Consider the following 15,948-nt stretch of genomic DNA (forward strand, 5'->3'; position numbering starts at 1 on the left):
TGAAAACGATATACAAGTACTTTAATAATAAATAAGATAAATCTTAAAGGGATTAAAAATGGAGAATTTGTCTCGAACGGGTTTTATCTATTCTAAATTCCTGATTGCCAATGAATCGTTTTGTACGATTTTTTTTTTCTGCCGTTCTTGCTTATAATCTTCGTCATCACAATGCCCACTGCAACTAACAAGTAAAATGGAGATGAAAAGGAGCGAAAAAACTGAAGATATATTAATTGCCTTCATTAAATACAGATTAAATTTATACGATTTTTCGCAAACATAATTATGCCTGTAAATATCTTTTTATATAATTTTCAATTTTATTTATATAATTTCCATGTTTAAGTTTTTGATCTTCAACTTGTTTGGATTATTTAAAAAGAATTTTAAACGAGATCAGTTCAGATTCTACTTTGATGCCTTCGCTGTTTTCAGTCTCGATCGCAACTTCAGTTAACTTACCGTTACGTCTAAATTGTGGGTGAATAATAAAACTTATAATTGGAGTGTAAAAATGTTATAAGTATAAACTTTTGCGGTAATTATGTAATAATTTTATTACTTGTAATTTTACTTTTGAATTTAAGATATTATAAATTATTAAAATTAAAATTATGAAAACATTATTCAAAACCAAAATGGCACTTTTAGTTGTAGTTGCCGGACTTGCATTTTCATGCAAAAAAAATGATGCTGCGACAACAGATCAATACGCAGATTCTACAGCAGTAGAAACCGTTGATACAACCGCAGTAAGTACTGATACAGTGGGAACCGGAGCAACGGGCGTTGACGGAACAACTGGTGTTTCAGGTAGTAATGGATCTGCCGGATCAGCTACTGATACTACAACGACAAAAGGCAGATAATTATACAGTCATCTTACAATTGCTTTTTTATACTTTACTTAGTTGATTACTTATTAATTCCTGGTTGAAAACCTGTAGCAATTTGTTACAGGTTTTTTTATTTAAAAAATAAGCAGTTTGTCTTTGAAACGATAAACCTAACAGGTTTTAAAAACCTGTTAGGTTTGGGAGAAGTTAGCAGGAGAGATTTTTTTTACTTCAGATTATATATAAAAAAAAGTCCGTTTTTGTAATTGAAAGAATGTAAATTATATAATTATGAATTGTGATCTTATAAAATAAAAGTTCTAAAACTTAGCAAATTTATACTTGTTATATTTTTAACTAAATCATAATCAATGGATAAAGATGATATTGATATTACAGATTGGTACCGAATTTTATTTGGAAACGCTCCTCCGGAAATACTTATAGAAGTATCCATCCGGAGCATTATTTTATATTGTGCGCTTATGTTTGTAGTTCGATTATTAGGAAAACGCACAAATTCAATATTAACCATTACAGAAAGAGCAGTATTTATTACGCTTGGTGCAATCGTTGCAATGCCTATGCACGGGCCAATACACGGAATTGTACTAGGTTTGGTGGTATTATTTACCGTATTACTTTTACAGCGAAGTTTAACTTATAGCTTTTTTGTAAGTAGAAAATGGGAAGAATTAATGCAGGGAAAAGCGACCATATTGGTAAAAGATGCTATAATAAATGTAAAGCAATTAGAAAAGCATTTTATTTCAAGACAGCAATTATTTGAAATTCTGCGGGAAAAAGAAATCCGGCATTTAGGTCAGATTAAAAGGGCTTATAGTGAATCATCTGGAACACTCAGTATTTATAAAAATGAAGAGGTAAAGCCGGGTTTATCCATTATTCCCTTAAAAGATATAGACACAATTAGTATAAAAGATGAAGACCATCTTGCCTGTGCGTGGTGCGGGACTGTTGTAAAAAAGAATTATAATGAAAAATGTCCCACATGTCAGCATGAACATTGGGTTGCAGCTTCAAAAGAATTTGTGAAAAATGGATAAGGAAGATATAAAAATTACCGATTGGACCCGCATTTTTTTAGGAGAGGTGCCGCCTGAATTTATTTTTGAAGTGATTTTCAGAATGTTCATTATATATGCCATTCTGGTTTTTTCATTACGTTTGTTAGGCAGGCGTATGGAATCCATGCTGAGTCGCGGCGAAATGGTTACACTGGTTACACTTGGAGCCTCCGTTGGGGTTGCAATTCATACACCGGAAAGAGGACTTTTGCCGTCGATTTTGGTTATAATTATAATTATTTCTTTACAATTACTTCAGGCTTATTTGACATCAAGAAGTTCTAAGGCAGAAAAAATACTCTTAGATGAAATATCAACTTTGGTAGAAGATAAGAGGATGATAATTCCTGAAATGAAAAAAAGCAGGATCACCCGCGAGCGTCTTTTTGCAGCCCTTCGGCAAAAAGGTATTATAAATTTAGGAACCGTTCAACGTGTTTATTTTGAAGCCAAAGGAGTTTTTTCGATAGTATTATACAACAACAAAGAAGAACCCGGATTATGCATTTTGCCTGCTACAGATGAAGATTTTAGAAAAGAAATAGATTTTGATAACCACATTAAAGCATGCCTAAGTTGTGGCAATACTGCTAAAAATGAAAATACCGAAAGCGGGAAATGTGATTTTTGTGGCGAAAATAAATGGGAAATGGCTGTTAAGCCAAAGTCATAATTCCGATATAAAATAAGTAGCTTATAAATAAAAAAACCAGCATTACGCTGGTTTTTTTATTTATTGTGAAGTGACGAACTTAAATTCGGAATGAGACGCCAATTTCAGCGAATTTTTTTGAAGGCGAATGCATGATGCCGGTTCCTGCCATAAGATCTAATTGTAAGTTTTGGGTAACCAAAAATAAAACTCCTGCATCGGCACTATTATCGGCGTGATGATGCGCTTCGGTAAAACCATAAGCTTCAACAAACACCTTAAATTTTTTCGAAAGAGAATGATCTGCAGAAAGGGTATAAATATATTCCGGCTGTAAATTTTCGGGCAGCCATTTAACACCTAAATTATAACCCAAACGCCATGTTTTTGAAAGTGTATTTTGGGCAAGTAATCTTATTTCGGGACTGTATTTCTCTTCCTGATAAGCGTTATCCGCCATCCAGGGAATACTGACACGGGCAAGTAAAGAAACATCTGGAATTGCTTTTCCCTTATGATCTAAAATATGATATTTGGCTCCAATTTTAACAGGTTCAATTCCAAATTTATTATCCTCATTTTCCTTATCAAAAGTTTTAAGCGCAGTTTCAACCCGGATTTCGGCATTTTTGAAGATTCCGTATCTAAATACAATTTCAGGAACGTTAAAGGTTTTTTCATCGTCTTCTTTTTCAAAGGAAAATCCGCTTTCCACTTGCAAACGTTTTGGCGTTATTGTACTGGGATTTTCGGTTTCGTTAGGACGGTCGGTTTGTATTTGTTGCGCTGAACCAATATAGGATATTCCAAAGATACCAACAGCGAGACATTTATTGAATATATTCATAGTTTTAAGTTTCATGGCGTGTATTTTTTTTAAAGTCATTTATGAAAAAAAGGTTTTTTAAAAATTGAAATGGTGATTTGATTTTATAATAATTATTAAAATGTGTATTCCCTGTGGGACAATTGTGATGCTATATTTTTTCTCGTAAAGTTTAGTTTGAGTTGCCTCCAGCTTTAGCTGGAGTTTATATAAAATCAATCTGAATGGCTTTAGCCTAAATCCAATATTTGGCTAAAGCCATCTTATTGCCTGAAGTACTAGTCAAACGTTATTTCGGCTAATTTTCTCCAGCAATCAATTTTTTCCGAAAGCGGAATTCCCGCATTCAGTCCACTTGTTGATGGCATGATATAATATGAAATACCTTCTTTTGGTTTTACATATTTCTGATAATATTTTGCCGCAGATTTACTTTCGAAAAAGATGTATTTGATATCAGGATATTGAAGATGAAAATTCTCGAAATCATTGACTTCTTCATTTTTAATTTTAGAATCGCTGCTGCCAATTCTGATACAATTTGCAAGAACATTCCATAAAGCAACTTGATGAGACTTTAATAAATTCTTGCGATCCTCATAATTCAAACTATAATCCTGGTTGAAAATAGTAAACATAATTCTCCAGAAATGATTGCCTTTATTGCCATAATATTCCTGTTTAGCAATCGATTGATCGCCAGGCATTGTTCCAAGAATTAATATCCTGCTCGAATTATTTATAAGCGGAGGCAAAGCTTCTTTATACATTTTTGTTTAGTAAATGAAAAAACATCTGTAGATGATACAGATGTTTTTTGTTGAATTAATAATTAGTAAAATTAATAAAGATTAAATCACTATTCAGCTGCTACAATATTGATCGCGTTTAGCGCCACATCGTTAAGTAAACAGTCCGCTTCTTTTTCTTCGGCAAGAGTTTGCGTCAACAATTTAGCTGCATCATTTTCACCAAGTGTTTTGGCAAAGGCCACAAGAGTACCATAAGTGGCAATTTCATAATGTTCAATTTTTTGCGAAGCCGCTATAATACCTGCATCGCGAACTGCTCCGGGAACAGTTTCTTCAAGAATACTATCGCCTTCCTTTAAAAGTCCTGCCATAGCTTCGCATTTTTTTCCTTCGGCTTTTTCTCCTACAATTTCAAATACCTGCTCTAAACGAGCCACTTGGTTTTGCGTAACTGCATGATGTTCTTTAATAGTACTTGCCAGACTTGCAGAAGTTGCGTTGGCAGCCATTTTAGGCAAAGCGCCCACTAAAGCATTTTCGGCCCAATAAATATCTTTAAGGCTGTCAATAAATAATTCTCTTAATTCTGTAGCTGCATCGCTGGCAGGTTCTACAATAGCACTGGCATTATTAGGAACGCTGCCATTAGTATTGCCAGCTTTTGTTGCACTTGGTTTTTCTGAATTTTTCATAAGGTTTGATTTTTTCTATTAGTTATATAAGTTTTTTTCACGATCCCAGATACGGTGTTTTCCCATAGCTGCAATAAATTCCTGCGCAAATGCATCAGAAGCTGCATCGCCGGTTAATATAATTCCCGCGTCATCATTAGTAATTTTTGAAGCAAATGGAGCCGCATTGATTACGTTTATTGCCTGACCATCAGCACCAATAACTTTACAATGTTTGTAAGCATCTGTTAGGAATTCATTTACATCATCATTGTCAATTAGTACTTTAATACCCAAACCATCAGCTACATAAACTGCATCAAATAATACTGATGATGCTGTAAGAAAACTAAAATCAACGTGAATAGCTCCGTCACTGTCAGTAAGTACAGATCCCAGATGTGGCGCAATAATACAGCCTTTTGCATCTTGTTTTAAAAGTGCATTTTTAATATTCATAACGCTGGCTTCAGAGACACCATCTGCGCATATTACAGCTACTTTTCGTGATGCGATAGTAGGTGAATTTGTTGGGTTTTTAAGCATCGTCAAAGCATCTGATGATTCTACAGACTGATCTACAGTTTTCGATTCATGTTTGCCTTCGGTAAGATTCTCTGGCGATACACCATGATTTAACGGTGTTTCTAATACTGGCGGAACGGTTGCCCCAAGTCCTATTGCAACTTTTTCTGCCAGCTCCATATCAACTTGTGAAAGTAATCCCAGCATTCTTAATCGAATCGCAGTAGTTTCTACTTTTCCAAGTTCAAAACGAAGTGCTTTTATAATATGGCTTTTTTCTGTTGATGTCTGGCTGTTGAAAAATAATTTGGCCTGACCAAAGTGATCATCAAAACTTTCGCTTCTTTCTCTGATTTTATGTGCATCAATACGTTCTCCAAAACTTGAAAAACCGCCTTCGCTAATTTTTGCCTGATAAGGACATCCGCCGCCAAGTGAATTTGGGTGATAACTCACACGACCTTTATTGATTTCCTGACGCATATGTCCGTCACGTTGATTGTTGTGAACCGGCGCAACACTTCGGTTAATTGGGATTTCATGAAAATTAGGACTTCCTAATCTTGATAATTGAGTATCTGTGTATGAAAATAAACGCCCTTGCAAAAGCGGATCATTTGAGAAATCGATTCCTGGTACAACATGTCCGGGATGAAAAGCAATTTGCTCCGTTTCTGCAAAGAAATTATCAGGATTTTTATTTAAAACCATTCGTCCTATGATCGTTACGGGAACTAATTCTTCAGGAACTAATTTTGTTGGGTCCAGTAAATCAAAATCATATTTGTTTTCATCTTCGGCAGGGATTATTTGTACGCCTAATTCCCATTCAGGGAAATTCCCCATTTCTATAGCTTCCCATAAATCTTCTCTGTGGAAATCAGGATTTTTTCCTGAAATTTTTTGAGCTTCATCCCAGGCTACAGCATGAGTTCCTAATTTAGGTTTCCAGTGAAATTTTACAAACGTAGATTCTCCGGCTTCATTAATTAATCTGAAAGTATGAACGCCAAATCCTTCCATCATACGGTAACTTCTGGGAATGGCACGATCAGACATTACCCACATAATCATGTGCATAGACTCCGGCATTAGCGAAATAAAATCCCAAAAGGTATCGTGTGCCGATGCTGCTTGTGGAATTTCGTTATGTGGTTCAGGTTTTACGGCATGAATTAAATCAGGGAATTTTGTTGCATCCTGAATAAAAAACACGGGAATATTGTTTCCTACTAAATCATAAATTCCTTCCTGAGTATAAAATTTTACTGAAAATCCGCGAACATCACGTGCTAAATCTGTAGAACCACGCGAACCTGCAACGGTCGAAAATCTTGCAAAAACCGGAGTTTTAAGTCCTGCTTCCTGCAAAAATCCTGCTTTTGTTAATTCAGGTATTGGGTTTGTAACTTCAAAAAAACCATGAGCTCCTGAACCTCTTGCATGTACAATTCTTTCCGGGATTCTTTCATGGTCAAAATGCGTAATTTTTTCTCTTAAAATAAAGTCTTCTAATAAAGATGGACCACGTTCACCAGCCTTTAGTGAATTATTGTCGTCATTAATTTTGACACCCTGGTCAGTAGTTAAAAATTTGTTGGTTCCATCAGATTTATTGATGGACAAATCCCGTTGTTTTTCATCTTGTAAATTTTCCATATGTCTTGTGTTTTTTTATTGTTTTACTTAAAAACTTATGGTAGAATTTTCAAATTCCCAATAGCTGATTTTTAAGGTTCTCAAATTTACTTTTCACCTTTATAAAATTCTTACATAATTATAAGATCAATATTACAAGATTATAACCTGCTGTAATTAAATGTAATAGGAATAGATACTTGGACTTTTTTAAACTTGGGCTAATTATTTATCAGAATTATAATTCTATAAAATATATGTTTAATGATGTAAGGAAATGTCTTTATAAGATTACAAATTTGTAGTTATCAAAACATATTATTATGAAAACATTCTTACGCAACAATGGCCTTTCTATTACTTTTTTTTTGCTCTTTATAGCAACATTATTTGGACAGATAATTTTTGGATTTGAAGAACATAATAAGGAACTTATTGATGAAGGTTCATCTGCCATTTCGTTATTTCCTTATTTAACTTCCGGACATTTTGTTCAGTCAACTTTTGAGAACTGGGAAAGTGAATTTTTGCAAATGGCTTTATTTGTTGTGCTTACCATTTTTTTACAACAAAAAGGCTCATCAGAATCTAAGGATTTTGATAAAGAGGAAGAAGTAGACAGAGAACCATCGCCAAATCGAAAGGATGCGCCGTGGCCCGTAAAAAAAGGCGGATTTATTTTAGCGATATACAAACATTCGCTAACCATCATTTTGTTTTTATTATTTTTTATCTCATTCATTTTACATTTTTGTGGAAGTCTGAAAGATGAAAACGAACAACTTTCCTTAAAAGGGCTTCCCTTAGAAACAGCTTCAGACTATATTGGAGATTCGAGATTTTGGTTTGAATCATTTCAAAACTGGCAAAGCGAATTTCTATCTGTTTTTGCCATTATTATGCTGTCTATTTATTTCCGACAAATAGGTTCATCGCAATCAAAGCCTGTCGATGCGCCACATATGGAAACTGGAGAATAATATTGATTTAAAAAGCGAAATTATGCCATCAGAAATTATTAAAGAATGCAGTAAAATTATTGCAGAAAAAGGATTGAATATTGCCTTTGCAGAAAGTGCATCGGCAGGAAGATTAAGCGCAGAATTTTCCCTGACGCAAAATTCCGGAGACATATTAAGAGGTGGAATTGTTTGTTATGAAGTTTTTGTAAAAGAACAGATTCTGCACGTTCCTCATTATCTCATTAAGGAATTTACGCCGGAATCTATGGAAGTTACAAAAGCTCTTGCGCAACAAACAGCTCAGTTTTTTAATGCAAAAATAACTGTGGCAATTACAGGTTTAACCACTCCCGGAGGCAGTGAAACCAAGGAAAAACCCGTTGGCACAATATTTTTATATATCATAACACCTGTTGGCAATATTAGCCATAAGCAAGTATTTTCAGGTAATCCTGAACAAATTGTGCTCAAAGCTGCTGATCGTGCAGCAGAATTGATTATAAAGAAAATTAGTTAAAAATTAATCCATTAAAATTATAAAACACATGCAATCAATTTCACCATGGACCGCTACCGCGCAGTCAGATCTTGAAAACAGCACGGTTTTGTGGGAGAAAAAATTCCGTGATTATACCTTTCAATTATACAACACCGGCGATTCTTTATGGATTGTTACTTTATGGCCCAATCAGGGAAAAATGGCTTTCAGGGCAGCTTTTGGTTTAAACAGCTGTTTTGAAGTGACCAATTTATTTGATGACGGTCAGACAGTAGTAATTAACATGACAACCAGAATTGGGAAATACGAGGTAACAATTGATTTCCCTAATGGTTTATCTCCATTATTACATTATAAAACATCGTTCAAAGCTGATTTTCCGATAATGATTCCGTTTTGGCCACGCGATATTTTGCCTTTAACAGAAAATGGAAACGTAGAAAATACCTTTGGAAACATCCACGCGCATCAAATAGGAGCGCGTTCCGGACTTCTTTTTCTGAGTATGACAAAACCTAAAACCGGATCTGTATTTTACTTTCAGGATTTGGGTTCTATGAGTGCATATTGTGAAGCTACGGGAACTTCGGTTGGTGAAACTGTGGGAGGAGACTGGCCGGAAATTGGTTTTCAATTACCGCTGACAGAAAATTTGCCTTTGCCGGCTGATAAGGATTTTATTTTATCTGATGCTTATGTATTATTTTCTGACCAAATTGCCGAAGATGATATTCAGGTTACACATCAATTTTTAAATAATTTAGGCGAAGTTTACAAATCGCTTCCTCATCCGGATACTGAATATCATAAGTGGACGGAAATTGCCGAAAAATGTCAGGAAGATTTATATCATAACAAAGGATGCTGGACGCAAACAAATGGCGTTCCGTATTTGAATGCTTATTTGTGTGATTACAAAACACCATCAGAAATCATGGTTCAGCTTGCTGTGTTAATGCCATTGAAGGAATATATGGACTGGACCGGAGAAAAACATCCGCTTTATGATGATCTGCAAAAAGGAATTTCGGCATTTTATGATCCTAATATTAAAACAATTAATCGCTGGTTACCCGCTTTATATGATAAACTGGACGGATCAGAGGAGCAAAAAGAGAAAATGGTAATGGATTCCTGGTACCTGCATCATCCGTTAATGAATCTTAGCAGACTTGCTTTAAAAGGGGAAAAAATTGCCAAAAAATTATTGCTTGATTCTATTCCGTTTGCTATAAATGTCGCGCACCATTTTGACTATGAATGGCCTGTTTTTTATAAAATGGACACATTAGAAGTGATTAAAAAAGAAACCGCAGAAGGTAAAGGAGGTGAAAAAGATGTGCCCGGTTCTTATGCGCACTTAATGCTTCTGGTTTATGAATTAACAAAAGACGAACTTTATTTGCGCGAGGCTAAAAAAGCAGTAAAAAAACTGATTGGCCGTGGTTTTGATATTTTTTATCAGGCAAATAACACCGCATTTTCTGCCGGAGCATTATTGGATCTTTATAAAATAACGGGCGAAAAAATGTATCTCGATTTGAGTTTTGCCTGTCTGGCGGGATTATTTAAAAACATGCAAATTTGGAATTGTGAATATGGTTTCGGAAAAAATTATCCCAATTATTTTTCTGTTTTTCCACTTAATGATGCGCCTTATAGCGCCGTATATGAGGAACATGAGGTATATGCTAAATTAAGGGAATACATGATCAAAGCTGAAGATGTTGAAATATTACCATCTTTAAAAATCTTGATTCCTGAGTTTGTAAAATATTCCCTAAGCAGAATGTCGTATTATTATCCGTCAAAACTGCCGGAAAATATGCTGTCTGAAGAAGTGAAAACAGGAGAAATCCAGCCAAAATTATGGATACCGCTTGAAGATCTTTATACAGGCTGGGAAAAAAGCGGTCAGGTTGGTCAGGAAGTTTATGGCGGTGGTGTGGCTTTTGGCGTGGTTCCTAGACAATATTGCAAAGTCAAAGAAGAGGACTTTTTAATATTTTCAGATTATCCGATAAAAGGTTTTAGAAAGGTTAAAAACGCCATCACATTCAAAACTTTAGGAAGCGGGGAATTCTCCTGTAATGTCAAGATTATTTATCCAAAGAAAATTCCGAAAAATGTAAAAGTCACCCAAAATAAAGAAGAAATCGAACCTTCATTTTCGGGCGCAACAGTTTTGCATTATAATATAAAAGGCGATACTATGGTGAAAATTGTCTGGTAAAAAGCATTTCCTGATGAGAAAATTTTCTATAGCTCTAAACTGAAAATATTATAAAAGTTAATCTGTAAACTATAATAGCTCTGATATTCAAATATTTAATTTTAAGTAATTGAATGTAAATATTTATTTACAGGAAGATATCTTTTAAAAATTTTACGCATGCAAATAAACGGCAAGTATATAACACGGGAAAAAAACCGAACGGCAAATGCGATATTCTTTTTTATATCAGGATTTGGATATGCTGCCTGGGCATCCAGAATACCAACCATTCGCACCACTTTTGATTTAAGCGATAGTATGCTGGGAACCATATTATTTGCCATGCCTATTGGACTCATTTGTACTTTGCCGCTTACCAATTATCTGTTAGGGAAATTTAGCAGTAAAAAAATAATGCTTTTAGGATCTGTGGCATTCAACGGCGTATTATTTTTTACAGGATTTGTATCTCAGGTCTGGCAGCTTTTTATCATTTTATTCTGTTTTGGATCAGCCAGAAATCTTTTAAATATTAGCATGAATGCACAGGCTGTAAGTGTTCAGCGCCATTATACAGAATCTATTATTACAAGATTTCACGGTATTTGGAGTATTGCAGGATTTTCCGGCGCAGCGCTTGGTTATTTTTTGGTCAGTATGGATATTGGTATAAAATGGCATTTTCCGTTGGTTGGGCTTGCTATGATTGCTTTAACGCTGTATCAATATCAATATACAATTGATGATCCGCCTCAGCCTAAAAAAAGTAAAACATTATTTTCCCTGCCCGAAAAATCAGTTTTGCATTACGCCATAATTGTATTTATATGCATGGCTTGCGAAAATACAATGTATGACTGGAGCGGTGTTTATTTCCAGAAAACCATGCACGCTTCACAAGCGATGGCTACAGGTGCTTTTGCTATTTATATGGTCGCAATGACTATTGGGCGTTTTGCCGGAGACCGCACAGTGAATCGAATTGGGGTAAAAAATATGCTTTATTATAATTCCATTTTGCTCACGGCAGGTTTTCTGTTAGTTGTGTTAGTTCCTTATCCAATATTTGGATTTATTGGGTTTTTAATGACAGGTTTTGGGATTTCCTGTATTTCGCCTTTGATTTTAAGTCTTGCGGGAAAATCAGCAAAAGAGGGTAGTGCGCGAACATTAGCTTCAATTTCAAGTATTAGTTATTTGGGATTTTTGGTTGTTCCGCCCATTATTGGTTTTATTTCTGAAGCGGCAAGTATCAGAGTTGCCTTTGGAATAATTACGGCTCTTGCACTAATAATGATTGTATTAATAAAAAGAATAAAACAAGATTCTAAAACAGTTATAGAACATACACAAGAAATTGCACTTTAAAAAAGTGTTTTTATTAATTGACTAAAATAATACTTATGAAAAATTTAAATGAATACTTTGGATCGAATATCAGGGATAAAAATATCGTTGTAACGGGTGGTACAACAGGAATAGGAAAAGCTACTGCTGAATTGTTAGTTTCGCTTGGCGCAAAAGTTCTTATTTTTGGACGTGATCACGAAGATTTTAATGCGGCATTAGAAGAAATCACTACAAATTATCCTGATGCTGAATTATATGGTGCTCCTGCCGATGTTACAAATGAAGATGATATTAAAAAGATTCTGGATATTGTAGATCTTGAAATGGGCGGAATCGACATTTTAATCAATAACGCCGCATTATCTGCACAAGGAATAACGGACAGTGATGATTGGAAATATGTAATTGACACTAATATTAAAGGCTACATTGATTTTGCACAACAAGCGGTTTCGAGAATGAAATCGCAAAAATCAGGACATATTATTAATGTAGGATCTATGAGCGCTGAAGTCCGTAATCCCGAAAGTACAATATATGTAACTACAAAAACGGCTATTAACGGTTTTACGGCTGCACTTCGAAAAGAAATAAATCCGTTTGGGATAAAAGTAAGCCTTATTGAACCCGGAGCCGTAATGTCTGACATGCAACCCGGAACGAAAGAAGAACAAAGGGAAAAAATAGAAAAAATGGAAATGCTTGACGCCGATGATATTGCAATGAGCATATTATATACGTTATCCCAGCCTAAAAGATGTGATATTGTAAGCATGCAAATAAGACCTTTGTTGCAAATTATTTAATAATTTTCAATTTATAACAAATGTGTGCAATTAATAGTTGCGCACATTTTTTGTTTAAAGATCTATTATTATTATTATTATTATTGAAATTCATTTACTGATAATTTAAAATGAATATGATGTTGTTAATTGATATTCAGATTTTTATGTTCTTATAATGTTATAAAACCTAAAGTAAATTCTGTAAAAACTCCTCAGTTGAATATTTTAATTTTCCAATATTAATTTTAAATAAAAATATTATGTTACTAGACAACGAAAACACAGAAGGTGCTACGGCAAAAGCTATTGAAGAGCAAACATCAAAAATTCCGTCAGATGTATATTTATATGCATCACTGGCAGCAATGGGAACATCATTAACGTTAAAATGCCTGGGCAGAAAGCATAACGCCTTATTTGTAGGACAATGGGCTGCACCATTTTTACTGCTTGGTATTTATAATAAACTTGTAAAACAAAGCGGACACGATGCTGAGGATAAAAGCAACTCGCAAACATCTCAAAATTATTAATACCGGAAATACATGATAGAGGATTATTATCCTGATGTAAATCTTTGTATTAAAAAAAGAAAAGTTAATAGAACATCAAAAATTATAAATGATGTTACAAACAGGTTGAAAGACTTGCAAAAAGAGAATTTACAAGCAAAGATGATACATAAATCATCTTATTAATAAAGCTGCTTAAATAGCAGCTTTATTTTTTTTGGTAAATATTGAAATCCGAATTTTTTAAGATATTTCCGGAAATTATATGCTTTTAAGCAAAGATTTTAATCGTGAGATATGTTGCTCTGTATCTTCAATTCTTCGGTTAAAAGAAGATGAAAGTGCCGGATTGCCATTCAGATTTTTTCTTCCGGAAGCAAGACGGAGCATATTTTGTTTTTCTTCAAGCATTCGAATAGAAACCCATAAAGATTCCTCAATTTTTTGATCCTGTAATTCCTGCAATATTTTTTCAGAATATACATGTCCGGTATAACATCGATAACGATGTGACGGATCGTTTTTAACTTCCCAAAGTCCGCCGCCACAATCCGGACAAACAAAATCACTGCGGTCGCCAATTTTTTTAAGGTCGTCTATATTGCTCATAAGCCTTTCTGTTATTTCAGCCTCTAATTTTAATTCTTCGGGAACGTCTACTTTTGATGGAAGTGGTTTCGACATCAAATCCTCAACAATAAACGGGATATCTTTTAGGTTCGCCATATAATCAACCTCGACTTTATTAAGAACGCTTTGCGGCATATCTGAAAATTCTGCTTCCAGAGGATCCTGAATAATACAAAGTCCTCCACAACTTTTAATTGCGTGCATTCCAGAAGTTCCGTCATCCAGCATTCCCGTAAGGATGATGCCTATAACCTGATTCGTGTAATGTACAGCAGCAGAACGAAATAGAACATCAATCGATGGACGATATCTATTTTCATGCGGTCCCTGATTAAGCATCATAACCGGACCATCGACCATTAAATGATGATCTGGCTGGGCAATATATGCCTTTCCTTGTTCGATTTCCAGCAAGTTTGCTGCAACCAGACATTCTACTGAAGTATTTCGTTGTAATATGTCGGCAATATTTTGAGCATTAGAACTTTTCGAAACATGAACTACAATAATAATTGCAGCATCAGTATTTTTTGAAAATCCTGCTAATACTTTTGAAACTGCTCTAATACCTCCGGCAGAAGCGCCTATAACTATAAGATTTCTAATCTCGTACATTTTCTTAAATTATGATTATTTGGTACTGAAATTAAATCTAGTTAGCAACAATATGTTATAGTATTTTGAATAAATATTGTAAAATTCCTATTACAAAATATATTAATCCCCATAAAAATAAAATCAGGAATAATAATATTAGAGGCATGAAATTGTGTAATTTTTTTTGAAAATTATGTAAATAAAGAATTGACAAGGGTAATATATTTGAAACTATAACTACAAATAAACTCGTTATGAAAATAGTACAACTAAAAACATTCTTAGCCATTATTTTAATAAGTATAGCTTTTTCATGTAAAAAAAACGAAACCGCTCCAGCTGATAATTATGGCAATGAAGCAGATTCTACAGAGACACAAATTGATAGTGTTGGGCCAAATTCAGATACAACCAGCGTGGGTGAAGGAACTACAGGCGCTACTGGCGAAGGTACTACCGGATCTGGTTCTGCCGGAACAACACAAAAAGGAAATACGACTGTGAAAACAGATTCGACCGGTACAAGTGGCAGATAAGGGTCTCCATTTGTTGATTTTTTGATGTTTTAAAAAAACCTGTAGCGATTTTTCGTTACAGGTTTTTGAATTTTAGATAGTCTACTATCTCTTTGATAAAAAATTATTTATGGCTATTAAAAAATTCACGGGCGCGTTTAAGTCCTGTAGCAATAGCCGTACCTTCTTCAACGCCATTCTTGAGTAGAGCGTTTGCAATTTCTACTGCTTTTTTTCTAAGTTCCTCCGGCAGATTTTTATACGAAGGAGGAAAATCACCGTTGTACCAAGGCATAATTGAAAAGTTTGGTTATAAAAAAGTGCAGGAAATTATCCTGCACTATAATAAATGTACTCTTGCACTAAAATTTGCTTTTTAATACTTCTTCAACCGCCTGAACTGAATTAGTTCCGGCTTTGTCAATTGCTGCCTGTAGATCTTCTTTGGTAACACCAAATTTTTCTGTCCAGTAGTAAACTTCATGCGGCTCGTTCATATTAATTCTGGATCTGTCCTGAGAACCTCTGTTGCTTAAATCATCACTCATAATAATTTGAATTTGTAGTTAGTAAAGTTTTTAATTTTTAACTGTTGGTTGCCGCACTTCCTGTACTTCCGGCACCTCCGGAATTATTATTTCCGCCTTCATTTCGATTTGGATCAGTTCCTGCTTCATCATCTTCGTCAAAATCTCCCCAATCTCCTGTATTGGCATTTTCACGAGGTTCATTGTCTTTATCTGAATTATTTGCCTGGCTGTGATAAGGACATTTCTGAAGATCTTCAGCACTATAATTGTTTAAATTTTCCATGGTTTTATATTTATATTGATTAATAACCTCAAAATTAATTCGATAGAAGAATTTTTTCTTATAAGAAAATTGGCTT

General features: G+C 34.5%; 18 protein-coding genes. 10 read left to right on the top strand and 8 right to left on the bottom strand.

The annotated features are described in order from the left end of the window. Positions 1 to 617: 617 nt before the first annotated feature. From ACHZDT_RS02460 to ACHZDT_RS02470, 3 genes are all read left to right on the top strand, one after another. Positions 618 to 872: a hypothetical protein gene (locus ACHZDT_RS02460; RefSeq protein ID WP_394773078.1), complete on the top strand. Its 255-nt coding sequence runs from the start codon at positions 618 to 620 to the stop codon at positions 870 to 872. 338 nt (positions 873 to 1,210) lie between these two features. Beyond that, complete coding sequence (locus tag ACHZDT_RS02465) at positions 1,211 to 1,906, top strand: DUF421 domain-containing protein (RefSeq protein WP_394773079.1); 696 nt, start codon at positions 1,211 to 1,213, stop codon at positions 1,904 to 1,906. Continuing rightward, a complete protein-coding gene (locus ACHZDT_RS02470; RefSeq protein ID WP_394773080.1) occupies positions 1,899 to 2,600 on the top strand; it encodes a DUF421 domain-containing protein in 702 nt (233 codons plus the stop codon). The genes ACHZDT_RS02465 and ACHZDT_RS02470 overlap by 8 nt, the downstream gene beginning before the upstream one ends. 79 nt (positions 2,601 to 2,679) lie before the next feature. Here the strand turns inward: ACHZDT_RS02470 and ACHZDT_RS02475 are convergent, their stop codons facing one another. From ACHZDT_RS02475 to ACHZDT_RS02490, 4 genes are all read right to left on the bottom strand, one after another. Further along, on the bottom strand, positions 2,680 to 3,441 hold the full coding sequence (locus ACHZDT_RS02475; protein ID WP_394773081.1) for a transporter: 762 nt from the start codon (positions 3,439 to 3,441) through the stop codon (positions 2,680 to 2,682). Between the two features lie 242 nt (positions 3,442 to 3,683). Then, a complete protein-coding gene (locus tag ACHZDT_RS02480) occupies positions 3,684 to 4,175 on the bottom strand; it encodes a DNA-deoxyinosine glycosylase (protein WP_394773082.1) in 492 nt (163 codons plus the stop codon). 89 nt (positions 4,176 to 4,264) lie between these two features. Next, the gene (locus ACHZDT_RS02485) at positions 4,265 to 4,849 is read right to left on the bottom strand and encodes a ferritin-like domain-containing protein (protein ID WP_394773083.1); all 585 of its coding nucleotides are present in this window, start codon (positions 4,847 to 4,849) and stop codon (positions 4,265 to 4,267) included. 18 nt (positions 4,850 to 4,867) lie between these two features. Further along, on the bottom strand, positions 4,868 to 7,012 hold the full coding sequence (locus ACHZDT_RS02490; RefSeq protein WP_394773084.1) for a catalase: 2,145 nt from the start codon (positions 7,010 to 7,012) through the stop codon (positions 4,868 to 4,870). 302 nt (positions 7,013 to 7,314) lie between these two features. Between ACHZDT_RS02490 and ACHZDT_RS02495 the strand changes: the two genes are divergently transcribed. The 6 genes from ACHZDT_RS02495 to ACHZDT_RS02520 all read left to right on the top strand — a co-directional run bounded on the left by ACHZDT_RS02495 (position 7,315) and on the right by ACHZDT_RS02520 (position 13,338). Continuing rightward, positions 7,315 to 7,971, top strand: coding sequence for a DUF6766 family protein (locus ACHZDT_RS02495; RefSeq protein WP_394773085.1), 657 nt, complete (start codon positions 7,315 to 7,317; stop codon positions 7,969 to 7,971). Positions 7,972 to 7,993: 22 nt separating this feature from the next. Continuing rightward, entirely contained in the window at positions 7,994 to 8,470 is a 477-nt protein-coding gene (locus ACHZDT_RS02500; protein WP_394773086.1) for a CinA family protein, read from the top strand. 28 nt (positions 8,471 to 8,498) lie between these two features. After that, complete coding sequence (locus ACHZDT_RS02505; protein WP_394773087.1) at positions 8,499 to 10,685, top strand: hypothetical protein; 2,187 nt, start codon at positions 8,499 to 8,501, stop codon at positions 10,683 to 10,685. Between the two features lie 159 nt (positions 10,686 to 10,844). Continuing rightward, positions 10,845 to 12,035, top strand: a complete 1,191-nt coding sequence (locus ACHZDT_RS02510) for an MFS transporter (protein WP_394773088.1) — start codon at positions 10,845 to 10,847, stop codon at positions 12,033 to 12,035. Between the two features lie 35 nt (positions 12,036 to 12,070). Continuing rightward, positions 12,071 to 12,823 (top strand): SDR family oxidoreductase, encoded by a 753-nt coding sequence (locus tag ACHZDT_RS02515; protein ID WP_394773089.1) that lies wholly within the window; start codon positions 12,071 to 12,073, stop codon positions 12,821 to 12,823. A gap of 242 nt (positions 12,824 to 13,065) precedes the next feature. Continuing rightward, entirely contained in the window at positions 13,066 to 13,338 is a 273-nt protein-coding gene (locus tag ACHZDT_RS02520; protein WP_394773090.1) for a hypothetical protein, read from the top strand. Between the two features lie 240 nt (positions 13,339 to 13,578). On the opposite strand, the gene ACHZDT_RS02525 is transcribed toward ACHZDT_RS02520, so the two are convergent. Continuing rightward, positions 13,579 to 14,562, bottom strand: coding sequence for a chemotaxis protein CheB (locus tag ACHZDT_RS02525; protein ID WP_394773091.1), 984 nt, complete (start codon positions 14,560 to 14,562; stop codon positions 13,579 to 13,581). 236 nt (positions 14,563 to 14,798) lie between these two features. Here ACHZDT_RS02525 and ACHZDT_RS02530 point away from each other — a divergent pair, with 236 nt between their 5' ends. Beyond that, positions 14,799 to 15,080, top strand: coding sequence for a hypothetical protein (locus tag ACHZDT_RS02530; protein WP_394773092.1), 282 nt, complete (start codon positions 14,799 to 14,801; stop codon positions 15,078 to 15,080). Positions 15,081 to 15,183: 103 nt separating this feature from the next. Here the strand turns inward: ACHZDT_RS02530 and ACHZDT_RS02535 are convergent, their stop codons facing one another. The 3 genes from ACHZDT_RS02535 to ACHZDT_RS02545 all read right to left on the bottom strand — a co-directional run bounded on the left by ACHZDT_RS02535 (position 15,184) and on the right by ACHZDT_RS02545 (position 15,872). Continuing rightward, positions 15,184 to 15,354, bottom strand: a complete 171-nt coding sequence (locus ACHZDT_RS02535) for a hypothetical protein (RefSeq protein WP_394773093.1) — start codon at positions 15,352 to 15,354, stop codon at positions 15,184 to 15,186. A 67-nt stretch (positions 15,355 to 15,421) separates the two neighbouring features. Then, on the bottom strand, positions 15,422 to 15,607 hold the full coding sequence (locus tag ACHZDT_RS02540; protein WP_394773094.1) for a DUF3606 domain-containing protein: 186 nt from the start codon (positions 15,605 to 15,607) through the stop codon (positions 15,422 to 15,424). 37 nt (positions 15,608 to 15,644) lie between these two features. Then, complete coding sequence (locus ACHZDT_RS02545; protein ID WP_394773095.1) at positions 15,645 to 15,872, bottom strand: hypothetical protein; 228 nt, start codon at positions 15,870 to 15,872, stop codon at positions 15,645 to 15,647. Positions 15,873 to 15,948 lie beyond the last annotated feature (76 nt).

It is taken from the genome of Flavobacterium sp., from assembly GCF_043722275.1.
Taxonomy (GTDB): domain Bacteria; phylum Bacteroidota; class Bacteroidia; order Flavobacteriales; family Flavobacteriaceae; genus Flavobacterium.